Below are 16,257 nucleotides of genomic sequence, written 5' to 3'. Positions count from 1 at the left end.
TCAACGCCCCCCGTCGCGCGGCTGCGCCACCGCCGCGGCCGCGGCCGCTTCGCGCGCCTGCGCCTCGCGCGCGATTTCCTCGGCCAGCTCTTCCTCGGCCGAGCGCGCGCCTTCGCGCCGCGTCGGGTCCTCGCAGCGGCCCAGCAGGAAGCCCACGCACTTGATCAAGTGCGAGACCCCCGCCAGCACCAGCAGCGCGAAGCCCGCCGGAATCAGCAGCTTGACCGGCCAGCGCACCAGCCCCCCGGAGTTGGAAGACTGCTCGTTGGTCAGCCACGATTCCGTGAACACCGGCCAGGACAGCACCAGGATCAGCACGCAGGCCGGCAGCAGGAAAAACACCACCCCGAAGATCTCGATCCAGATCTGCTTGCGCCGCGACAGCCGCGACGACAGGATGTCCACCCGCACGTGCTCGTTCTTCAGGAGCGTATAGCCCGAGGCCAGCAGGAACATGGCCCCGAACATATACCACTGCAGCTCCAGCCAGGCGTTCGAGCTGGTGTGCAGCACCTTGCGCACCACCGCGTTGCCCGCGCTCACCAGCACCACCAGCAAGGTCACCCACGTTACCGCGCGGCCCACGCGCAGGTTTATCGCATCGATCAGACGCGACAGGCCGATCAACCACCGCATTGCATTCCCCTTTTTCGTGTTGATATCCGTCACGTGCCCCTGCACGGTCCTGCTTCCGGCGCCCGTGCCGCGGCGGCGGTCCGGTATGCCTCAGCGGTCCTCCGCATGGCGGCGCCACGGCGTGGCCTTGCGCTCCAGCCAGGCCAGCGCGCCGAACAGCGCCAGGCCGATGAAGGCCAGCACGAACAGCGCCGCGAAGACGCGCACCGTATCGAAGGTGCCCTGCGCCGTCATGATCACGTAGCCCAGCCCGCTTTGCGAGGACACGAACTCGCCGACGATGGCGCCCACCAGGGCCAGTGAAATAGCCACCTTCATCCCGGCCAGGATGGATGGCAGCGCGCACGGCAGCCTGACCTTGAAAAAGAAATCCCGGCGGGAACCCTTCAGCACCCGGCCCAGGTCCAGGACGTCGCGCGGCACGGAGCGCAGCCCATGCACCGTGTCCACGATCACCGCGAACACGGCGATCAGGAAGGCAATGGCGATCTTCGGCTCGGCGCCGGTTCCCATCCAGATGACGAACAAGGGCGCCACCGCGACCTTGGGTACGCTGTTCAAGGCCACGATCAGCGGCTGCAGCACGCTTTCGAACCAGCGCGATCCCACCAGCAGCACCGCGATCGCCACGCCGCCCAGCACCGACAGCGCGAAGCCGGCCAGCGTGGTCATCAAGGTGTAGGCCGCCTGCCCGGCGTACCAGCCGGCCTCGCCGGCCAGCTCCTGGCCGATCTTCGACGGCAGCGGCAGCATGATGGGCTTGATATGGAAGGCGCGCGCCAGCACTTCCCACAGGGCCAGGAAAAGCACCAGGGTGCCGGCGCCGGCCGCGCCATGCAGTAGCGTGCGGGTGGACGGTTTCATGCGTGCCCCTTCTCGTCGATCAGACCCATGTCGTGGAACAGGTCCCGGATGCGCCGCACGTAGGCGCCGAATTCCGGCGACTCGCGCACCGCCAGCGGCCGCGGCCTGGGCAGGTCGATGTGCAGGGTTTCCACGATGCGGCCGGGCCGCGGCGAAAAGACGATCACCGTATCGCCCAGGAAGATGGCCTCCGCGATGCCATGCGTGACGAACAGCACGGTGTTGCGGATCTCCATCCAGATGCGCTGCAGCTCGACGTTCATCTGGTCGCGGGTCAGCGCGTCCAGCGCGCCGAAGGGCTCATCCATCAACAGCAGGCGGGGATCGTCGATCAAGGCGCGGCAGATGGCCGCGCGCTGGCGCATCCCGCCGGACAGTTCATGCGGATAGCAGTCGGCGAAATCCCGCAGGCCCGTCAAGGCCAGCAGCTCGCGGGCCTTGGCGGCATAGCCCTTGACCGGCTTGTGCGCGAACTCGATGGGCAGCAGCACATTGCGCCGGATGCTGCGCCAATCCAGCAAGGCGTCGCGCTGGAACACCATGCCGATGCCGTCCGGCGGCCCCTTCACCGGCCAGCCTTCCACGCGCAGTTCGCCTTCGCTGATGGTTTCCAGCCCGGCGACGCAACGCAGGAAGGTGCTCTTGCCGCAGCCGCTGGGGCCCAGGATGCTGACAAAGCGCCCCCGCGGCAGCTCCAGGGAAATCGCATCCAGCGCGCGCACGCCGCGTTCGCCCGCATACTGCTTGCCGACGCCCCGCGCCGATACCGCCCATTCGGTCATCGTCCCACCATGGCATCGTAGCGTTCGGGGTGCACCATGCCGGGGGCATAGAACCCCGCCGGGTCCGCCTGCCCGCCGATCAGTCCCACCGATGACAGCGTTTTCACGGCCTGGACCCAGTCGTCCGGCACGGGCGCGCCGATGCGGCCGTCGGCCGGCGGCGTGCCGAAGTAGGCCTTCAAGGCATCGATCTGTCCGCGCAGCACCTTGGCGTCCAGGCGTGCCTGCGGGCGCTGCGCCAGGATGGCCTTGACGGCCTCGTCCTCATGGCCGGCATAGATGTATTCCCAGGCCCGGGCGGTCACGCTGGCGAAACGACCGATGGCGTCCCCGCGCGTCCTGAGTTTTTCCTCGCTGGCGAACAGGCCGAAGCTGGGCATGTTCAGCCCGAAATCGGCGAAGCGCACGGCGGTGGACGGCCGGGTCTGCGACACCACGGGCAGGAAGAAAGGAATGGTGGAAAATGCCGCGTCGGCGCGGCCGACGGCGTAGGTGGACGCCTTGCTCGCGGCATCCACGTTGATCAGCTCCAGATCGCCGCGCTTGAGCTTGCCAGCCGCCAGGAAAGCATCGATGAACGGCGCTTCCAGGGAACCGGCGGTATAGGCCACCTTGCGGCCCTTCAGCGCCGCCGGCCCCGCGATGCCGGAATCGGCGGGCACCAGCAGGCCGATATCGCTTTGCCGCGCGAATACCGCCACGGCCTTCACGGGCAGGCCCTTCTCGCGGGCGATCATCATGGAGGCCAGCGCGGCGTGTCCCACGTCGAAGGCATCGCTGGCACCGACGATCTGCACCGTGGTGACCGAACCGTTGCCGTCCTCCAGCGTCACGTCCAGGCCGGCCTGCTTGTACCAGCCCTTCTGCTGCGCCAGGTGGAACGGCGCCTGCACGCCCCAGGGCGTCCAGTCCAGCCGCACTTTCAGGGCCTCCGCCCCCTGCGCCATGGCCAGCGTGGACAGGGCCCAGAGGGCCGCCGCGCCCACGGCCGCCGCCCCGCGACGCCACGCATAGGCATGCATCATTCGCATGAACTTCCCCTTGGAGTAATGTGCGCCGATGAAAGCCGGCCTAGCCGCCGCGGCCGAACCACCTGCGGATGCGCGCCCACAGCACCTGGAAGAACATGCCGGACGCATTGAAGGAGGCCGGGGCCGGTTGCGCGTCCGCGGTTCCCGCCATGCGGGCGGCGACATTGCGGCCGAAATCGGCGATCATGCGCCGCACGAAATCCTGCACCAGGCCGGAACGCGAGAACTGCGCCAGCGGCCCCTGCAGCGAATAGGCCATCTCCACCCGCACCCGTGCGCCGCCGTTGCCGGCATCCTCTACGCGATAGACGATGTCGCCGTTGGCGCGCGACCGGCTGACCGTATCCTGCCCCGCCCCACGAAACACCGCGCGCATGGCCGCGTCATCGCGGTCCAGCCGCGCGGCGCCATTGAACGCGGCACGCATGGGGCCGAACTTCACGGAAATCGTGCCCTTGACGCGATCGCCCTGCTGTTCCTCGATGGCCGCGCCCGGCAGGCAAGCGGCCACCGCCGGCAGATCCGCCATGAAGGCCCATACCTGGCCGGCCGTAAACGGCACGTCGAACGTGCCGTCGATCCGGTTCGTCTTGCCAGCGGCCGCGCCAGCCGGGGCGCCGGTCGAAGCGGTGGCATCGCCCGCGAGCGCCGCCGGCCGCGCGGCGGAACGGGCCTCAACGCCCGGCGGCCGCGCGTCCTTCGCCGCGATAGCCGCCGCGGCAGCCGTGGCGGCGGCCGGTCCGGCCGTGGCGGCCGTGGCCGTGAAGACTTCGAAGGCGGCCGGCGCCTTGGCGGGCGTGCCGCCGTCGCCGCGCCGCACCGCCGCGCGCAATTGTTCGACCTCCGTATCCGCTGCCTCGCGCAAGGCGCCCAGCACCGACATCACCGCGGCCACAATGCCCATGTATCCCGTACAGCGGCATAGATTCCCGGACAGCTCGACCCGCACGCGGGCCTCGTCGGCATCCGGCAGGCGCAGCACGATGTCGCGCGCCGTCGCCAGCATGCCTGGCGTGCAATAGCCGCACTGCAGCGCGTGATGGCGGGTAAAGGCCTCGCGCAGGCGGCGCATGACCGGGTCGGCGTCATAGCCTTCGATGGTCGTCACGCGGCGCCCGTCGCAGGCCACCGCATAGGAGATGCAGGAACGCACCGGCTGGCCGTCCACCAGCACCGTGCAGGCGCCGCAGACGCCGTGCTCGCATCCCAGGTGCGTGCCCGTCAGGCGCAGGCGATCGCGCAGGAAATCCCCCAGGTGCATGCGAGCCGGCGCTTCCTCGGCCACGCGGCGGCCATTCACTTCCATCGTTACTTGCGTCATGGTTGCAGTCCTTTGCCCGTCGCCTGCGCCAGGCAGCGGGCCACGGCGGCGGCGTGCAGCTGGCGATGGGGGTCATCCTTGTCCGGCATGGCGTCCGCCACTTCCCGGGCGATCCCGGCCGCGTCCAGCGCGGCCGCGCCTTCGCGGGCCACGCGCGCCGCCAGCCCCGGCAGCAGGCGCGGCGGTCCGTCCAGCGCCCCCAGGGCGACGCGCGCCTGGCCGCTGGCCGGATCGAACCACGCGGCGCAGCTGGCCTCGGCGAACTCGCCGGTCTTGCGGCAGAACTTGTAATAGCCCCAGCGGGCGCGCGGGCTGCCGGCCGGTACATGTACCGCCTGTATCAGCTCGTCCTCTTGCACGGCCGTGGTATAGGCGCCTTGCATCAGCGCGTCCGCGCCAACGTGGCGCACGCCGGACGGGCCGGCCAGTTCGATGCGCGCGCCCAGGGCCGTCATCGCCACCACCCAGTCGGCGGCCGGATCCGCATGCGCCAGGCTGCCGCCCAGCGTGCCGCGATTGCGCACGGCCCGGTAGGCGATGCCCGCCGCCACCTCGCGCAGCGGCGAATCGCGCAAGGCCTCGTGCACGCCGTCCTCGATTTCCGCGTGCGTCACGGCCGCGCCGATGCGCACCGTGTCGCCGTCGCGCGCCACTCCGCGCAGATCCCGCAATCCCGAGATATCGATCACCACCGCGGGCCTTGCCAGCCGCAGGTTCAGCATGGGTCCCAGGGATTGTCCGCCCGCCATCAGCTTGGCCAGTCCGGCATGCTCGCGCAGCGCGCCCAATGCCTGGTCCACCGAGTCCGGCCGGATATAGTCGAATTTCGCCGCTTTCATGGCTTCCTCAGGCTGCCTTGGCCTGGCCGGCGTCCTGGCGCCGGCCTTGCGCGATCGCGTGCAGGACGCGGTAAGGGGTAAGCGGCGTATGGTTCAGCTCGGCCGCGCCCACGGCGCGCAAGGCGTCGTTCACCGCGTTGAACAGCACCGCGGGGGGCGCGATGGCGCCGCCTTCTCCCATGCCCTTGGCGCCGAACTCGGTATGCGGCGACGGGGTTTCGAAGTGATGCATGCGCAGATGCGGGACCTCCGTGGGCCCCGGCAGCATGTAGTCCGCCAAGGTAGAGGCCAGGGGCTGCCCATTGGCGTCGTAGGGCGTTTCCTCATAGAAGGCCGTGCCTATGCCCTGGGCGATGCCGCCCATGGTCTGGCCCTCCACGACCATCGGGTTGATCATCGTGCCGCAGTCTTCCACGACGACATAGTCCAGTATCTCCACGCCGCCCGTCTGCGGATCGACGGCGACCACCGCCGCCTGGCTCGCATAGGTAAAACAGCCCGTGTCGACCTTGGGCTTGTAGCCTACCGTGACCTCCAGCCCCAGCGGGTCGACATCGGCCGGCAGCAGATGCGGCTTCAGGTACCACGCATCGGCCACTTCGCCCATGGACACCGAGCGCTCGGCCGCGCCGGCGGCGTGGAAGCGCCCATCGGCCACGGACAGTTGTTCCACCGGCGTTCGCAGCAGGTGCGCCGCGATGTGCAGCACGCGCGGCAACAGGCGCTTGCAAGCCTGCGACACTGCGCCGCCCGACATCACCAGCGACCGCGACGCATAGGTGCCGGTGGAATACGGCGTCTGGCCGGTATCGCCGTGCAGGACCTTGATGCGCGCCACCGGGATGCCCAGGATCTCGTTGGCGATCTGGGCGAAGGTGGTCTCCATGCCCTGGCCGTGCGAGTGCACGCCCACGCGCACCTCCAGCCCGCCGTCGGGCGTGATGCGCGCCGTGGCCTGGTCGAAGCCCGGTATCACCGGGGTGCCCCAGGTCGCGAAAACCGAAGTCCCGTGCGCCGCCTGTTCCGTATAGGTGGCCACCCCCACGCCGATCAGCCGCCCGTCGCCCTGGGCCGCCTGCTGGCGCGCCCGTACCGCCGGGGCATCGATCATTTCCAGCGCCTTGCGCAGGCTGGCCGGATAGTCGCCGCTGTCCAGGTGCTTGTTGGTCACGTTGACGTACGGCATCTGCTCCGGCTGGACCAGGTTGTCCAGGCGCACGTCCCAGGGCTCGCGCCCCACTTCCCGCGCGATGGCGTCCATCATCAGCTCGATGGCGAAGCACACGCCGGTGCGGGCCACCCCGCGATACGGCACGAAGCCCGGCTTGTTGGTCGCGACCGCGCGCGTCACGCAGCGATAGCCGCGAAAGGCATAGGGCCCCGGCAGGTTGCCCACCGCCTGCCCCGGCTCCAGTCCTATCGTGAACGGCCAGACCGAATACGCCCCGCCATCCACGGTGATGTGCGCGTCCAGCGCCAGCAGTTTGCCGCGCCGGTCGACGTAGGCCGTCATGTCGTAATGATGCTCGCGCGAATTCGCGCCCGCCGTCAGGTGCTCGCGCCGGTCCTCGATGAAGCGGAACGGCCGCCGGTGGGTCAGCGCCAGCCAGGCCACGCAAAGCTCTTCCTGCTGCAGCACGCACTTGTAGCCGAAGGCGCCGCCCACGTCGGGCGAGATCACCCGCACGCGTGCCTGGTCCAGCCCCAGGCATTCGGCCAGCACCGTCCGTATCATATGCGGCACCTGGGTGGCGCTGTAGACGACCAGCTGGTCCGCCTGGTGGTCCCAGTACGCCAGCACGGCCTTGCCTTCCATCGGCACCATGCACTGGCGCGCCAGGCGCATCCGCCGCTTCACGACCACGTCCGCCTGCGCGGCAAGGGCATCGAACTCCTTGTCGGCCGTCAGGGTGACGAAGACGTTGTCCTTCCACTGCTCGTGCACGAAATCCGTCGTCGCGGCCTGGGCGGAGAACACATCGGCGTAGACCGGAAGATCCTCGTAGTCCACGTCGATGAGCTCGGCGATGTCCTCGGCCTCCGCGCGCGTGGGCGCGAAGGTCATGGCCACCGGCTCGCCGACGAAGCGCACCTTGCCGCTGGCCAGCGGCGGCTGCGCCGAGGACTGGTACGTGGGCAGCGTCGAGTCGGCGACGATGTCCCTGCACTCCCCCATGTCCGCGCGCAATACCACGCTGCCGGCCACGCTGTCGTCCACCCGTACGCCCGCGATGCGCGCATGGGCCAGCGGACTGCGCAGGAAGGCCACTTCGCACAGGCCCGGCATGGCCATGTCCGCGACGAAGTTGCCCTTGCCATGCAGATGGCGCGCGTCTTCCTTGCGGGGCACGCGCGCCCCCACTCCCTCGGCCTTGACCGGCCTGCCGTGTTCCACCGTCATCCCTGCTCCTTGTGCCGCTTACTTGGACTGCGCCCGGCTCACCTCGGCGAACGTGTAGTTGTCCAAGGCGTTCTCGGCGACGCGGAACCAGCCGGCCTCGTCCTGCTGGAACTTCTTCCATCCCGGATAAAGCGCCTTGAAGTCCGGGTTGCTGGCCGACAGCTCTTCCCACAATTCCTGCGAGGCCTTGTAGACCGCGTCCATCACCTCTTTGGGAAAATAGCGTACCTTGGCGCCGTTGGCGATCAACTGCCGCAGCGCCAGCGGGTTGCGCGCGTCGTAGTTGGCCAGCATGCGCATGCTCTGTTCGCCCGCCGCGCACTCGAAGGCCGCCTTGTAGGCCGGCGGCAGCGATTCCCAGGCCTTGTCGTGCACCATGGATGTGATGGACGCGCTGCCCTCGAACCAGCCCGGCGAATAGTAGAACGGCGCGACCTTGTTGAAGCCCAGCTTGGCGTCGTCATACGGGCCTATCCATTCCGCCGCGTCGATGGTGCCCTTTTCCAGCGCGGGATAGATGTCGCCGGGCGGGATCTGCTGCGGCACCGCGCCCAGCTTGGACAACACCATGCCGCCGATGCCGCCGATGCGCATGTTCAGGCCCTTCAGGTCGGCGACGGACTTGATCTCCTTGCGATACCAGCCGCCCATCTGCACGCCGACGTTGCCGCAGACGTGGTTGACGATGTTGTACTTCTTATAGAGCGTGCGCAGCTGCTCCAGCCCGCCGCCGTAATGGATCCAGGCATTGTGCTGCCGCGCGTTCAGGCCGAAGGAAAGGCCCGTATCGAACGTCAGGGCGGTGTTCTTGCCGATGTAGGCGGTGCTGAGCACGTGGTTGCATTCCACCGTGCCGTTGCTGACGGCATCCATGTTCTGCGCGGGCGGCACCAGCTCACCGCCCGGAAAGGGGCGTATTTCGAACTTGCCGTCGGTCAGCTGCGCGACGCGCTTGCAGAGTTCGTCCGCGGACCCGTAGATGGTGTCCAGGCTCTTGGGCCAGCTGGTGGACATGCGCCAGCGCACGGCCGGATTCGCCTGGGCCACCGCCGGCGCGGCGACGGCAGCCAGGCCCGCGCCCGCGGCTCCCGCGGCCTGTGTAAGGAAACGGCGTCGTTGCATAAGTCTGACTCCTGGAATCGCGGACCGTGGATGTGCCGCTGGAACGGGAACAACGTTGATGAAAAAACGTAAGTACACTGACTTGTTAGTCAGCATACTGAGAGACTTTTTGAGTGTCAACGATGATTACCCCAGTATCGGTGGCCGGGCCCCGTGCGTGAAAAACACTGCGCCGGATTGGCTCCGCCATGCGCCGTAACGGACCGTCCATGCACCACGCCGGCCCTATAAATACAGGGTTTTCCCTTCATCCGCCGTCCAACTCGGCGCCCGCTTTCCATGCGCGCGTCGGAACCGTCGCCACACCAGGGAAATCCCTAGCAGTTCGCGCCTTTTTATGCGCAGTACACTGACCAGAATTACTCAGCATACTGACGAGAAAGAGATGAACTGGACGAAAATCGCGACGACCGATGCGCTGGAGGACGACGAAGTCATGGCCGTGGATGCGGCGGGCAAACAGCTGGCGCTGTATCGCAGCGAGGGCGAATTCTTCGTTTCCGACAACGTCTGCACGCATGCCTACGCCCTGCTTTCCGACGGCTACCTGGAAGACGGCTGTATCGAATGCCCCCTGCACCAGGCCCGCTTCGATATCCGCAGCGGCAAGGCGCTGTGCGCGCCCGCCACCCACGATATCCGCGTGTATCCGGTCAAGGTGGAAGGCAGCGACATCCTGGCGGACGTGTCGGAATGAGCGCCACCGCGCCCACGTCCATCGTCATCGTCGGCGCCGGCCAGGCCGGTGCCATGGCCGCGACGGCCTTGCGGGCACAGGGCTATGCCGGGCGCCTGGCGCTGGTCGGGCGCGAACCCCATGCGCCCTATGAACGCCCGCCGCTCTCCAAGGCGGTGCTGTGCGGCGCCGACGCCGAAGCCGCGGCGGCGATCCACGCGGATGCGTTTTATGTCGACCAGGACATCGCGCTGATGCGCGGCATCGAAGCCGTGGCCCTGGACCGCGCCCGACGCGAGGTCCGCCTGGCGGACGGCACCACCCTTGCCTACGACCGCTGCCTGCTGGCCACGGGCGGACAGGCCCGCGAACTCGCCTTGCTGCCGCGCGGCACGCCCAATGTGCACTACGTCCGCACCCTGGACGATGCGCGCGGCCTGCGCGCCTGCCTGCGCCCCGGGGCGCGCATGGTCGTAATAGGCGGCGGCTTCCTCGGCCTGGAGGTGGCCTCCACCGCCCTGGGCACCGGCGCCGACGTGGCGCTGGTCGAATCCGCGCCGCGCCTGCTGCCCAATGCGCTGCCCGCGCCCTTCTCCGCCTGGCTCGCCGCGCGCGCGGCCGCCTCCGGCCTGCGGCTCTGCCTGGGTAGCCGCCTTGCCGGCATCGCGACCGGCGCGGACGGCCGTACGCCCGCCGCCGTAACCCTGGAAAGCGGCGAGATGCTCCCGGCGGACGCCATCGTCGTGGCGATCGGCCTGCAGCCCGACGTGACGCTGGCCCGCCAGGCCGGGCTGGAGATCGACGCCGGCAATGGCGGGATACGGGTGGACGCGCTTTGCCGCACCTCGGATCCCGACGTGCTGGCGATCGGCGACTGCGCCAGCCAGCACCGCGATTTCCTCGGCCGCCATGCACGGCTGGAGTCCTGGCAGAACGCCAACGAGCAGGCCCGCGCCGCCGCCGCGGCCATGCTGGGCAACGATCCGCCCGCCGCGCCCTACCCCTGGTTCTGGACCGACCAGTTCGGCTGCAACATCCAGATGCTGGGCATGCCGGACGCCGGCCTGGCCTACATCTGCCGCGGCGTGGCCGAGCCGGCTGCGCAGGCGCCCCGTCTCATCTGGCTGGGCCACCGCGATGGCGTGCCGGTGCATGGCGTCGCGGTGAACGCCGCGGCGGACCTGCGCCAGCTGCGGGTGCTGTTCGAACGGGGCACCCGTATCGAACCGGCCGGCTTCACCGACGCGGGCACCGCGCTGAAACCCTGGATCAAGGCCTGCCAGCAGGCCGCCGCGCCGGCGTGAAACGCCCGGCCGCCGTCGCAACCCTAGGAGTCTGACATGTACCAATCCCAAACCGTGATCGGCCGCACCGCGGGCGAGAAGGATGCCGACCTGGCGCAATGCGTCTGGCCCGAGGACAGCCTGCACGCCATCCCCGACTGGGTGTACACCAGCAATGCCGTCTACGAGCGCGAGATGGAGCGGATCTTCCGCGGACGCAGCTGGAACTACGTGGCGCTGGAGGCGGAGATCCCCCATCCGGGCGACTACAAGCGATCCTACGTGGGGCCAACGCCCGTGGTGGTCTCCCGCGCCGACGACGGCTCGGTACACGTGTTCGAGAACCGCTGCGCGCACCGGGGCGCCGAGTTCTGCCGCAACGCCCAGGGCAATACCAAGGAGTTCGTCTGCCCCTATCATCAATGGTCGTATGACCTGAAAGGGAATCTGCAGGGTATCCCCTTCAAGCGCGGCGTCAACAAGGAAGGCGGCATGCCCAGGGACTTCCGCAACGAGGCCCACGGCTTGCGGCGCCTGCGCGTGACGACCCGGCATGGCGTGGTCTTCGCCTCGTATTCCGAGGACGTCGAAACCATAGAGGAATACCTTACGCCGGAAATCCTGGCGGACTTCGACACCGTCTTCCCCGGCAAGCCGCTGAAGATACTCGGCTACTACCGCAACGAGTTGCCCTGCAACTGGAAGATGTACCACGAGAACCTGAAGGACCCCTATCACGCCACCTTGCTGCACTCCTTCCTGGTGGTGTTCGGCCTGCTCGTGGCGGGCAACAAATCGGCCATGCTGGTCGATACCGTGCATGGCCGCCACGGCACCATGGCATCGGCCAAGAGCGAAGACAAATACGCCAGCGTCAGCGAGGAGAACAAGAAAGAGATGCGCTCCTTCCATGACGGCCTGCGCCTGCGCGACGACCGCTTCCTGGAGTTCGTGAAGGAGTTCGACTCGCCCTGGTCGGTGACCATGCAGACGATCTGGCCCAACCTGGTCGTGCAGCGCGAAATGAATACGCTGGGCGTACGCCACATCATTCCCAACGGGCCGGACAGCATGATCATGCAATGGACCATGTTCGGCTATGCGGACGACACCGAAGCGATGACGCGCCACCGGCTGCGCCAGGGCAATCTGATGGGCCCGGCCGGCTTCCTGGGCCTGGAGGACAACGAAGCGATGAAGTTCGTGCAGGAAGGCGTGCGCCGCTCGACCACGGACGTGAACGTGCTGAAACTGGAATCGAACAAACTGGGCACGTCCAATACCTTGATATCGGAAGCGGCGATCCGCTCGATGTACGGCTATTACCGCTCGGTCATGGGACTCTGAAACGATGAAGACGAATTTTTCCTACTCGCCCCGCCGCATCGACCTGGCTCGCGCCATCGCCCTGCGCCAGGAGATCGAGGAATTCCACGCCGACTATTGCGCCGCGCTGGACGCCAACCAGATCGAGAGCTGGCCGGACTTCTTCACCGAGGATGCCCTGTACCGCGTGACGGCGCGCGAAAACGCCGACCGGGGGCTGCTCGTGGGGCTGGTCTATGCCGAGGGCCGCGACATGATGCAGGACCGCGCCATCGCGATCTCGCGCACGCAGATGTTCGCGCCGCGCCATATGCGCCACCTGGTCACCAACACCCGCGTGCTGGACGAATCGCCGGACGGCATCGAGGCGCAGTCGTCCTTCCTGCTGTTGCAGACCCTGGTCGAAGGCCCCACCACGCTGCACCTGGCGGGCTTCTACCACGACGTGTTCGTTCGCGCGGAAGGCGCAAGCACGTCGGGCCCGCTGAAACTGAAGGAACGCCAGGTAATCTACGACACCGAAATCCTGGCCAACGACCTCGTGTACCCGGTGTAGGAGCGCGGCGGCGCGCCGCCGGCGCTTCCTCGTGCAGGGACCGCGCTAGCGCTGCGCGGTAGCGGCCTGTGCCTCGATACGCGTCATCACGTTGGCGTATTTCTGCGCCATATCGAACAGATTGGCCTCGTGCGGGCCCAGGGCGCGATCGCCCACGCAATCCGAGACCACCAGCGGCCGGAATCCGTACTGCATGGCGTCGACCACGCTGGCGCGCACGCAGCCGCTGGTAACCGCCCCCGCCACCAGCAGGGTCTGCACGCCGCGCTGCGACAGCCAGGCGGCAAGCCCGGTGCCGAAGAAGGCGGACGGCACCGTCTTGCGCACGATGAGCTCGCCGGCGCGCGGCGCCAGTTCCGGCACGATGGCGCTGCGCGGATCATGCTCCTTCAGCGTCAGCATGCCCGGCACCTTGATGCTGAAGATATTCGAATCCGCGCCGTCGTCCGCGAAGACAATGCGGGTGTGGGCCACCGGCCAGTCCAGCCGCCGCGCGTGCGCCAGCAAGGGCACGGTGTTGGCGATCGCCTGCGGGATGTTGCCGCCGCCGAACACGGCCGGGTCGGCGAAACCGTTGACCAGGTCGACGATCAGCAGCCCATAGGGCGGCCGCGGCGCCAGCTCGGCGCCGAAGCCTTGCCTCAGGTAGGTTTGTTCTTTGCTTTCCATGCGCGATTCCTTCAGGCCTCTTCGTTGACCACCTTGCCATCCCGCACCACTTCCTTGCCGTCCAGGGTCACCGTGCAACGGCGCAAGGGAATATCGATGTGGCAAGCCGTCGTGCGCGATCCGCCGGCCTCGTTGTTGGGTCCCAGCGAGAACAGGAAATTGCCTTCATAGGCGCGCGCATCCATGCCCAGGGTGGCCTCGCGGTCGTACATCGCCAGGGTGCTCCAGTGCGCGCGCGGCTGCAGGCCCCAGCCGATGTGCGAGATCGCATAGGCCTCCGGATCGTGGAAGCTTTCCATATACGTGCGCAGCAGTTCGGCATCCACGCCGCCCTCGATGCCCGTGGCATAACCGTTTTCCACGGTCAGGACGATGGGCTCGCCGGCATAGGACTTCTGTGGCAGCACGATGTCGCCGCGGTCGATCACGATGGTGCCGTTGGCCGCGCCTTCGTTGGGGAAGGTCAGCACGAAACCGCTGGGCCAGTGGTCCCAGCGGCCCGGCTCGTCGACGTAGCCATATTCGCCGATCACGGGAAATTCACCCAGCGGGCAGCGCAGGTCCGTACCCGCCGCCGAGGCCACGCGCATCTCGCGCGCGCCCTGGATGCGCCGGGCGGCGGCCTGCACGCGGATACGGTCGGCCTCGGTGGGCACCAGGCGGGCAAGGACCTCCGGCGGCTCGACGGCCAGCAGGATCTTCGTGCCGCCTTGCAGGATGCGGTGCTGTTCCGGGGAGAACAGCAGCGTCATCAGGTCCAGCACCAGGTCGCTGGCCTGCAGCGCCGCCATGGCGGCCTTGTTGCCCGTGAGCGGCGTGGTGCCCAGGTAGGCCAGCGCATCGCGGCTCAGCGCCTTCTCGCCATTGACGGGCGGCAGGTCCAGGCGGTTGACCACCGCCCCCATGTCCTGGCAGGCGATCAGGGCCGTGGAAAGGGTCTGCGGATGGGTGGCGGCGCCGGTCAGTATGGTCACCGCCTGGCCCGGCTGCAGTTTGGACAGGGTCAGCACCTGCTTCCAGGCGCGGATCAGTTCATAGTCGCTTACTGGCATTGCGCGCTCCTTGCGTGGTCCATGCCTATCCCGGCAGGCGGTCGCCCAGGAAATCGCCGAAGGCGGCATAGAAGCCCGGCTCGTTGTCCCAGGGAATCATGTGTCCGGCATCCGGCACCCGGACATGGGCCGCGCCCGGCTTCAGCGCCTGGATTTCCGCGACGTCCTCGTCTTTCACCACGTCGCCGCGCGCGGCCGTGACCAGCAGCAAGGGCACCTTCACCGCCGGCAGGTTGCCATGGATGTCCTGGGTGTGGAATTCGTCGAAGCTCTGGCGGATGGCGCGCTCGTCGCAGGTGTGCAGCCATTCCGCCCGCAAGCGCAGCTGCGCGTCCGTCCAGGTCGGGCAGAAATGCCGCATGTCGTCCGCGCCCATGCCATGGCGCGCCTGCGCGATGGAGTCCACATACCAGGGGAGCTGCGCCGGATAGGCGCGCCGCCCGGGCCCGGAAACCGGCGGATCGACCGCCACGACGCGGGCCAGGCCCGCCGGCGCGCGGCTGGCCGCACGGATGGCGATGCGCCCGCCCATGGAGTGGCCGACCAGGCTGTACCGCGCCAAGCCCAGCGCCTGCGCGAAGGCCACCACATCGGCGGCTTGTGCGTCCAGGCCATAATCCAGGTCCTGCCCCGCCTGGGACAGGCCGCGCCCGCGCACATCCAGCACATAGGTGTCGAACACCTGGCCGAAGCGCTCGCCGACGAAACCCCATGTGATGGCCGGGCTGGTGATGCCGGGGACGATGATGACTGGATCGGTGCGGCGGACGTCCGATTGGACGCTCGGCGGCGCATAGCGCAGGTAGTGCTGCCGGATGCCGTTGGCGTGCACGTTGGCGCCATATCGAAATGTGCTGGACATATCGCTACGCTCCCTTTGCGGGGCTGCTGCGGTCGCCCGTCAGGGGCCGGGCGCGTACCCTGTCCGCTCGCGCGGCGCGGAACCTCAGTAAGCGCCGGAAAGCAGCGCACCCGCGCCCGGCACGATGCGCTCCATATCCAGGGCCTTGAGCATCGCATAGGTCGTCGCGATGGCGGCGGTGATGACGGGCTTGCCGGTCATGGCCTCCACCCGCGCCACCACGGGCAGCGAAGGCATCTGCACGCAGGCCGACAGCACGATGGCGTCGGCGCGCGACAGATCCATGCCGGCGACGATGGCGGGCAGGCGGGCGGGATCGTGCCGCCCTACTTCCAGGTTGTCGGGGATCTCCAGGGCGCGGTGGTCCACGACTTCGTAGCCTTCGTTGGCGATGTAGTCGATCACCAGCTGCGTCAGCGGCTTCATATAGGGCGCGACCACGGCGATGCGGCGCGCGCCGATGACGTCCAGCGCCTCGATCAGGGCCCCCGCGCTGGTGATGACCGGCGCATCGGCGCCATTGGCCGCCGTATGCGCCTTCAGGCGGCTTTCCGACTGCCTGTGGTAGCCGGGCCCCATGGCCATGATGGCGACCAGGCAGGCGTAGCCCAATACGTCCACGCGCGCATCGCTTAGCTCGACGGCGCAGCGGTCGGACTCGGCGTCCATGGCGGCCAGCTCCTCTTTCACGACCTTCTTCATCCGCATGCGGCTGGAATGGAAGGTGAAGCGCTCCGGCCGTATCTGCTGGCGTGCCAGCAGCATGGCGGGAATTTCCGTCTCCATCGTCGTATTGGAACTGGGCACGATCTGGCCGATGCGATAGGTGCGTTGCAT

General features: G+C 68.2%; 16 protein-coding genes. 4 read left to right on the top strand and 12 right to left on the bottom strand.

Going from position 1 to position 16,257, the window contains the following annotated elements:
- The 8 genes from BAU06_RS12360 to BAU06_RS12325 form a co-directional block, all read right to left on the bottom strand.
- Complete coding sequence (locus BAU06_RS12360) at positions 1-636, bottom strand: TRAP transporter small permease subunit (RefSeq protein ID WP_066349473.1); 636 nt, start codon at positions 634-636, stop codon at positions 1-3.
- Positions 637-726: 90 nt separating this feature from the next.
- A complete protein-coding gene (locus BAU06_RS12355; protein ID WP_066349471.1) occupies positions 727-1,500 on the bottom strand; it encodes an ABC transporter permease in 774 nt (257 codons plus the stop codon).
- Positions 1,497-2,282, bottom strand: a complete 786-nt coding sequence (locus BAU06_RS12350) for an ABC transporter ATP-binding protein (protein ID WP_066349469.1) — start codon at positions 2,280-2,282, stop codon at positions 1,497-1,499. The genes BAU06_RS12355 and BAU06_RS12350 overlap by 4 nt, the downstream gene beginning before the upstream one ends.
- Positions 2,279-3,313, bottom strand: a complete 1,035-nt coding sequence (locus BAU06_RS12345; RefSeq protein WP_066349466.1) for an ABC transporter substrate-binding protein — start codon at positions 3,311-3,313, stop codon at positions 2,279-2,281. The genes BAU06_RS12350 and BAU06_RS12345 overlap by 4 nt, the downstream gene beginning before the upstream one ends.
- 40 nt (positions 3,314-3,353) lie before the next feature.
- A complete protein-coding gene (locus tag BAU06_RS12340; protein WP_066349465.1) occupies positions 3,354-4,634 on the bottom strand; it encodes a xanthine dehydrogenase family Fe-S subunit in 1,281 nt (426 codons plus the stop codon).
- Positions 4,631-5,473 carry an FAD binding domain-containing protein gene (locus BAU06_RS12335; RefSeq protein WP_066349464.1) on the bottom strand — a complete coding sequence of 281 codons (843 nt, stop codon included), beginning with the start codon at positions 5,471-5,473 and terminating at the stop codon, positions 4,631-4,633. The genes BAU06_RS12340 and BAU06_RS12335 overlap by 4 nt, the downstream gene beginning before the upstream one ends.
- Positions 5,474-5,480: 7 nt before the next feature.
- Complete coding sequence (locus BAU06_RS12330) at positions 5,481-7,874, bottom strand: xanthine dehydrogenase family protein molybdopterin-binding subunit (protein WP_066349463.1); 2,394 nt, start codon at positions 7,872-7,874, stop codon at positions 5,481-5,483.
- Positions 7,875-7,892: 18 nt separating this feature from the next.
- Positions 7,893-8,996 carry a TRAP transporter substrate-binding protein gene (locus BAU06_RS12325; protein ID WP_066349462.1) on the bottom strand — a complete coding sequence of 368 codons (1,104 nt, stop codon included), beginning with the start codon at positions 8,994-8,996 and terminating at the stop codon, positions 7,893-7,895.
- 385 nt (positions 8,997-9,381) lie between these two features.
- On the opposite strand from BAU06_RS12325, the gene BAU06_RS12320 reads away from it, so the two are divergent.
- From BAU06_RS12320 to BAU06_RS12305, 4 genes are read left to right on the top strand one after another with little or no spacing between them, the layout of a single operon-like run.
- Positions 9,382-9,693 carry a non-heme iron oxygenase ferredoxin subunit gene (locus BAU06_RS12320; protein ID WP_066349460.1) on the top strand — a complete coding sequence of 104 codons (312 nt, stop codon included), beginning with the start codon at positions 9,382-9,384 and terminating at the stop codon, positions 9,691-9,693.
- Complete coding sequence (locus BAU06_RS12315; RefSeq protein WP_066349458.1) at positions 9,690-10,976, top strand: NAD(P)/FAD-dependent oxidoreductase; 1,287 nt, start codon at positions 9,690-9,692, stop codon at positions 10,974-10,976. Before BAU06_RS12320 ends, BAU06_RS12315 begins: the two co-directional genes overlap by 4 nt.
- A 36-nt stretch (positions 10,977-11,012) precedes the next feature.
- Positions 11,013-12,302, top strand: a complete 1,290-nt coding sequence (locus tag BAU06_RS12310; protein ID WP_066349456.1) for an aromatic ring-hydroxylating dioxygenase subunit alpha — start codon at positions 11,013-11,015, stop codon at positions 12,300-12,302.
- Between the two features lie 4 nt (positions 12,303-12,306).
- Positions 12,307-12,837: an aromatic-ring-hydroxylating dioxygenase subunit beta gene (locus BAU06_RS12305; RefSeq protein WP_066349454.1), complete on the top strand. Its 531-nt coding sequence runs from the start codon at positions 12,307-12,309 to the stop codon at positions 12,835-12,837.
- 45 nt (positions 12,838-12,882) lie between these two features.
- Here the strand turns inward: BAU06_RS12305 and BAU06_RS12300 are convergent, their stop codons facing one another.
- The 4 genes from BAU06_RS12300 to BAU06_RS12285 form a co-directional block, all read right to left on the bottom strand.
- Positions 12,883-13,506, bottom strand: coding sequence for an N-carbamoylsarcosine amidohydrolase (locus BAU06_RS12300; protein WP_066349448.1), 624 nt, complete (start codon positions 13,504-13,506; stop codon positions 12,883-12,885).
- 11 nt (positions 13,507-13,517) lie between these two features.
- The gene (locus BAU06_RS12295) at positions 13,518-14,558 is read right to left on the bottom strand and encodes a 2,5-dihydroxypyridine 5,6-dioxygenase NicX family protein (protein WP_066349445.1); all 1,041 of its coding nucleotides are present in this window, start codon (positions 14,556-14,558) and stop codon (positions 13,518-13,520) included.
- Between the two features lie 25 nt (positions 14,559-14,583).
- The gene (locus BAU06_RS12290) at positions 14,584-15,420 is read right to left on the bottom strand and encodes an alpha/beta fold hydrolase (RefSeq protein ID WP_066349443.1); all 837 of its coding nucleotides are present in this window, start codon (positions 15,418-15,420) and stop codon (positions 14,584-14,586) included.
- Between the two features lie 84 nt (positions 15,421-15,504).
- Positions 15,505-16,257 carry a maleate cis-trans isomerase family protein gene (locus BAU06_RS12285; RefSeq protein WP_066349439.1) on the bottom strand — a complete coding sequence of 251 codons (753 nt, stop codon included), beginning with the start codon at positions 16,255-16,257 and terminating at the stop codon, positions 15,505-15,507.

Source organism: Bordetella bronchialis (assembly GCF_001676705.1).
Taxonomy (GTDB): domain Bacteria; phylum Pseudomonadota; class Gammaproteobacteria; order Burkholderiales; family Burkholderiaceae_B; genus Bordetella_C; species Bordetella_C bronchialis.
Note: the sequence above shows the minus strand (reverse complement) of the source record. Positions and strands in the feature narration are given on the sequence as shown.